Source organism: Stenotrophomonas sp. 05L44_2 (genome assembly GCF_056665995.1).
In genome coordinates, this window is record NZ_JBFTNR010000188.1 from 1 (window position 1) to 5,931 (window position 5,931).

6 protein-coding genes are annotated in these 5,931 nt (G+C 68.8%); 2 read left to right on the forward strand and 4 right to left on the reverse strand.

Annotated features, from left to right (window positions below; genetic code table 11):
* The 4 genes from AC1VAN_RS08545 to trxA form a co-directional block, all read right to left on the reverse strand.
* Positions 1 to 247, reverse strand: a 247-nt coding sequence (locus AC1VAN_RS08545) for a DUF4442 domain-containing protein (protein WP_480985629.1), incomplete at its 3' end; no start/stop codon positions are given.
* An 89-nt stretch (positions 248 to 336) separates the two neighbouring features.
* A complete protein-coding gene (locus tag AC1VAN_RS08550; protein WP_032975062.1) occupies positions 337 to 1,971 on the reverse strand; it encodes a CHASE2 domain-containing protein in 1,635 nt (544 codons plus the stop codon).
* Positions 1,968 to 3,668 carry a FecR family protein gene (locus AC1VAN_RS08555; RefSeq protein WP_478013538.1) on the reverse strand — a complete coding sequence of 567 codons (1,701 nt, stop codon included), beginning with the start codon at positions 3,666 to 3,668 and terminating at the stop codon, positions 1,968 to 1,970. Before AC1VAN_RS08555 ends, AC1VAN_RS08550 begins: the two co-directional genes overlap by 4 nt.
* Before the next feature lie 107 nt (positions 3,669 to 3,775).
* Positions 3,776 to 4,633 carry a thioredoxin gene (gene trxA / locus AC1VAN_RS08560; protein ID WP_442251873.1) on the reverse strand — a complete coding sequence of 286 codons (858 nt, stop codon included), beginning with the start codon at positions 4,631 to 4,633 and terminating at the stop codon, positions 3,776 to 3,778.
* A gap of 153 nt (positions 4,634 to 4,786) precedes the next feature.
* Here trxA and AC1VAN_RS08565 point away from each other — a divergent pair, with 153 nt between their 5' ends.
* Both AC1VAN_RS08565 and AC1VAN_RS08570 read left to right on the forward strand, forming a co-directional pair.
* Complete coding sequence (locus AC1VAN_RS08565) at positions 4,787 to 5,395, forward strand: DUF998 domain-containing protein (RefSeq protein ID WP_180830873.1); 609 nt, start codon at positions 4,787 to 4,789, stop codon at positions 5,393 to 5,395.
* Positions 5,396 to 5,500: 105 nt separating this feature from the next.
* Positions 5,501 to 5,931 (forward strand): class I tRNA ligase family protein (locus AC1VAN_RS08570; RefSeq protein ID WP_480985630.1); only part of this gene is annotated, 431 nt, incomplete at its 3' end.

Sequence of the window (5,931 nt, forward strand, 5' to 3'; positions counted from 1 at the left end):
CACCGGCGCGATCCCAGACGTAATAGTCGCGGCCAAGGGTGTGCATCAGGCCCAGCATCCAGAACGGATCGGTCATCGCAAACAGGCTGCCACCGAAGTGGGTGCCGACGTAGTTGCGGTTCCAGGGGCGCAGGCGCAGTTCCACGTCGATCTGCCGGTAGTCCGGGGTGATCCGGGTGACATGGATGCCGGTGAACAGGAACGGTGGCCACAGGTTGATGCCGAAGCGGAACGTGCTGGCTTTCATGCGGGAACCGGGCAGGGGACGGGGCGCCCAGTCTAACCATTCGCATGCGTATGTTGTAGCCCGCAGCGCCCCGACAGGCCTGCCCGGCGCTATGGCTCGGGCGTGCCGCCGTCGATCACGTAGCCGTCGCGGCCATTGTCCTTGGCCCGGTACAGCGCGTTGTCGGCGCCTTCGACGAAATGATGCGGTTGCAGGTCGCCGTCAGGCACACGGGTGTAGACGCCGATGGTCAGGGTGACGCCTGTGTCGCTGCCATCGCCGGGCGGCGGCAGGGCGCGGATGCAGGAGATCAGGTCTTCGATCACCTGCCGCGCGCCTTCAACCGGGGTGTCGGGCAACACCAGTGCGAACTCGTCGCCGCCGTAGCGGGCAGCCATGTCACGGGGGCGCCGGGCATGCGCCTGGATCAGGCGGGCCACTTCGCACAGCACGCGATCGCCGACCTGGTGGCCATGACGATCGTTGTGGTGCTTGAAGTGGTCGACGTCGATCAGGGCCAGGGTCAGTGGCTTGCCACTGCGGCGYGCCGCATCGCATTCCTGTTGCAGCGACTGYTCGAAGCGCAGKCGGTTGCCCAGTCCGGTCAGCGCATCRCGGTTGGCCTGGCGGTGCCAGGAGGCGATSCGCCAGGTCGCCCACGCSGTCAGCACCAGCACGACGCCGAGCAGGGCGCTGGCCGGCGCCCACCAGAGGCTGCCGGTGCGCAGCAGCAGCCAGCTCAGCAGCGGCGCGGCCGGCAGCGAGCACAGCGCAACCACCCAGGGCAGGCGCAGCCCGAGCAGCAGCACGCACATGGCCACCAGCAGGCCGGCCAGGGCGTCCTGCCAGGCGCGGGGCAGCACGTTGATCTGCTTGTCCTGCAGCAGCATCGAGGCGATGTTGGCCTGGTACTCGCTGCCGCTCATCCAGTATTCGCGGGTGGTGGGTGTCAACAGGCGGAGGGCGATGCCGCTGGCCGTCATGCCCACCACGATGCGCCTGCCACGCAGCATCGAGGCATCCACGCGCCCTTCCAGCACATCGGCGTAGGACACCTGCGGCAAGCGTTCCGGTGGCCCGGCATAACGCACGCGCACGTAATCATTGCGGCGCCATTGATAGGGCGAGTCCAGCGCCGGGTCGGGGTCGGGCAGGCCCTGTGCGCGTTGCGGCGGCAGGCCGGTCAACGCCAGGCCGAGTGCCGGCCAGTGCGCCTGGCCGATGCCGGCGTGCAGGTAGGCCCCACGGGCGACACCATCGCCGTCGACTTCAACGTCACTGTGGCCGAGGGCGGCGGCGCTGGCGGCAATCAGCGGGATCGGCAGCATTTCCTCGGCCATGCGGTCGCCAGCGGCAGGCGCGGCCAGCACCGGCAGCACCACGTGGCCGTTGCGACGGATCGCCGCTGCCAGCTCGGCATCCTGGCGCGCATCGCGACGATCGGGCTCGGACAGCATGAGGTCCAGCGCGACGCGCTCGGCACCGGCGTCGGTCAAGCGGTCCAGCAGGCGGGCATGCATCGAGCGCGGCCACGGCCACTGGCCCAGCTGCTGCAGGCTGCCTTCGTCGATGGCCACGATCAGCACGCTGGGGTCGGGGCGGTAATCCCAGCTGCCGACCATCAGGTCGTACGCGCTTTCGTCCTGCCGCCACAGCCACTGGCCATGGCTGACCACCGCCGTCGCTACACCCGCCAGCAGGGCCAGCAGGATCCGTCGCGACCACGGCAGCGGCGAGCGCCTCACAGCAACAGCCACAGCAGCAGGGCACCACCGCTGGCGCCGTAGCACAGGCGACACGGCAGCTTGACCTGCTGGGCGGGCGAGAACGGGCCAGCATGGCCGTCGTCATCGATGTACTGCACGCGGATGTGCAGCGTGCCGCGCCACGGGCGCTTGAAACTGACCTGCGGTTGGTCGACGGTGGTATCGAGCAGCGGCGCGCTGAAGTCGCCGCGGCGATCGACCTGCACGCGGTAGCGCTGCCCGTCGCTTCCCGCCTGCCAGCGCAGGGTCAGCTCGCCATCGGTGGCTTCAGGCGGTTGTAGTGCCGGGTTCACCGGTTCATCGGTCAGTTGCAGCGTCAGTGCCTGGCCGTAGCGACCCTGGTGGCCCTGGTCATCACGCGAAGCGACTCGCCAGTAGTACTGGCCGGGAGGCAGCGGCTGGCCCAGGCGCAGGTCGGTGCCGCCGGTGCTCTGCTCGCGCAGCGGCTGCAGGAACTGCGGCTCGTCAGCCACCTGCAGCACGCTGCTGCTGGCACCGGGCGCCTGGCTCCAGTGGAAGCGGGGACGGTCGCTGTTGACCGACTGTCCCTGCAGCGGAGAAATGGTCAGCGGCGGTGGCGGCTGGTCGTCGAGGACGAAATCCTCGCTGGCATCCAGGCCTTCCACACCCTGTGCATCCACTGCGCGCAGCAGCAGGCGCAGCGTTCCTGGCGGCAGCTCGCCGATCAGCAGCCGGGTGTCGGCGGTGTCGGCGGCAAACAACAGGATTTCCGGGGTGGCGGCCTGCACCACTTCGACCCGGTAGTGACCGGCGCCGGTCACCGGCTCCCACGCGAGCTGGGCCGGCAGGGCTCCCAGGCGGGTCGCATCGGCACGCAGGCGCGGTGCCGGCAGCAAACCGGAAACCGTTTCGGGCGCCGTTCCGCTGCCCGCGCTGCGGCTGGCCTGGCCGGGGTGCACCAGATGCTGGCCATGCGGGTTGCCGACCTGCACTTTGCCTTCCAGTACTTCGGTGGCACCGGCATGGGCATCATCGCCGGCGCTGACCCGGAACACGGTGCCGCGCACGCTGCTGGTGGCCGTGGGGGCATCGATGATGTAGCGCGAGGCCGGCCCGCGCGCAGGGGTTACCCGGTTGCTGGCGCGCCCCTGCTGCAGGCGCAGGCGGGTATCGACCATGCCGGTGCGGCCATAGCGGCTGAGCTGGTCCAGGCGCAGGCGTGAGTATTCGCGCAGCTGCAAGCGCGACGCATCGGCGAACTCAAGGGTGATGCTGGAATCGGCCTTGGTCTGGATCGCGTCACCGATGTGCAGCTGTTCGCCTGCGCGCACGGCGCGGCTGCTGCTGCCATCGGCCGCGCTCAGTTCAACCTGCCCACGCACGGCCAGTACCCGCGCCGGGGCGGGCTCAACGCGCAGCCAGCCGATCGGGAAGCGCAGCAGTTCACCCGGCGGCAGCCGGTACGGGTTGTCGATGCGGTTGTGCTGCTGCAGCTGCTGCCAGCCGATGCTGGGCTTGAGGTAGGCCGCGCCGAGATCCCACAGGGTATCGCCGGGGCGGACCCGGTAGTTCCAGTCCTGCGCGCCGGCAAGCGCCGGCCACAGGCAGAGGGCGCACAGCAGTGTGCGCAGGAAATACTTGATGAAAGACGACGAGCGGCCAACGGTCACGGATAGCTGTCCCGGCAAAGCGGGGGCGCAGCAGCAAGACCCCATGGCCCCGACCTCATCCCCCCGAACGGATCGTGGCGACCCTGGGGGCCACCATCGCGGGCATTATTGCCCGCGTTCAGTGCAGGGATTCTGAACGATGCCGGTGCCGTTCAGAACAGCAGGGAGGCCATCCGGCGCCGCGAACGGCCGACCAGGTCTTCATCGGCGATGACGTTGAACGCATCGATCAGGGCCTTGCGCGGCAGTCCTTCCTGGAAACTGCGGTCGATCCGCAGCATCTCCAGGAACTGTTCCAGCGCAGCTTCGTCCTCGCCGGCCAGCAGCTGCTGCACACCCCGCAGGTGGCGTGCCTGCAGATCCTTGCCGTCGGCGGCGATGCGCGCATCCAGCTCCTCGGCGGGCGGGGCATCCTTCAGCGCGGCGGCGAAGGAGAGCCGGGCGCGGCCACGCACGGCGCGGTCGTCGGTGGCCAGGTTGGCGGGCAGTGCATCGATCAGGGTAGCGGCCTCGTCCACGCCGCCGACCTGCAGCAGCGCCAGGGCCAGGTCGAGCTTCAGCTCATCCTTGTCCGGCTCGGCGGCGATCTGCGCGCGCAGCACGTCGACCTGCGCCTGCGGGTCCAGCGGCGCTTCGTCTTCGGCGATGGTGTCGCCGACGTCAGCCGGCACAACGCCGTGCTGGGCCAGGAATTCACGCAGCTGGCCTTCCGGCAGGGCGCCGGGGAAGCCGTCCACCAGCTGTCCACCCTTGACCAGGAACACGGTGGGCACCGAACGGATCTGAAAGGCCGCCGCGATCTGCTGTTCCTTGTCCACGTCGACCTTGGCCAGCTCGAACGCGCCGTTGTATTCGCCGGCCAGCTTCTCCAGCATCGGGCCGAGGGTCTTGCACGGCTCGCACCAGGTCGCCCAGAAATCCACCAGGACCGGCGTCTGCAGCGACTTCTGCAGCACTTCCGCCTCGAAGGTGGCAGTGGTGGCATCGAATACGTAGGTCGTCTCGGTCATGGGGCATCGTTCGGCATCTGGAGACCGATTCTATGGTGACGAACCTTGCCGGTCTCAACCCTGCGGTCACGCCCCCCATGAAATCGCGGACGGCTTGGCGCAGGTGCCGGCTGCCGTGACAATGGCCTGATGTTCTCCTGAAGAGTGGCTGCAATGTCCGTGGTTCGGCTGGATCGTTGGGTAGGCATGCTCGCCGCAGCCCTGTTCGTGCTGTCGGTGGCCGGCTTCGGTGCGGCCCTGCCGGACTATTCGCAGGCGATGCATCCGGTGACCTGGCTGGGCGCGCACGGCATCCCCCATGCGCTGGGCTTCAACCTGCTGGGCCTGGTGCTGCCGGGTGCACTGGCGGTGGTCGTGGCCGAGCGCCTGCGCCGGCAGCTGTCGGTGGACGCCGCCTGGACGGCACGCGTGGGCAGCCAGATGCTGCTACTGGCCGGTCTCGCCTTCATCGCGATGGGCCTGCTGCCGCTGGATTTCGAAGACCAGATGGGCATGCAGGGCCCTGCCAGCAAGCTGCACGCCAGCGTGTGGATGGTCTGGGCACTGGCCTTTGTCGCCGGCAGCGTGATGCTGGGCGCGGCGCGGCTGCGGCATTCCGGCGGGCGCAGGCTGGGACTGCTGACGCTGGCCTGCGGAATCGGTGCCGGTCTGCTGGCGTTCGGCCTGCCGGGGGTACTGCCGGCGGCGCTGGCGCAGCGGTTGGCCTTTGCCTGCTGGGCGCTCTGGCTGGCCCTGGCCCTGCCTCTGTCGCGCGGGCGCTGAGACGCTTCCCGCAGCCACGCCGCGCGCCGGTGCGGCAGGCAGGATTGGAGCCATTTGCCGCACTGCGGTACGCTGTACCGCTTTGCCGCCGCAACCGCGTGTTACATGACCAGCGTCGAACCCAACGTTTACGATCCGCAGCAGGTTGAATCCGCCGCCCAGCAGTACTGGGATGCTACCCGTGCCTTCGAGGTCGATGAAGCCTCGGACAAGCCGAAGTACTACTGCCTGTCGATGCTTCCGTATCCGTCCGGTGCGCTGCACATGGGCCACGTGCGCAACTACACGATCGGCGACGTGATCAGCCGCTACAAGCGCATGACCGGCCACAACGTCCTGCAGCCGATGGGCTGGGACGCGTTCGGCCTGCCAGCGGAAAACGCCGCGATCAAGAACAAGACCGCGCCGGCCGCCTGGACTTACAAGAACATCGACCACATGCGCAGCCAGCTGAAGTCGCTGGGCTATGCCATCGACTGGTCGCGCGAGTTCGCCACCTGCCGCCCGGACTATTACGTCCACGAGCAGCGCATGTT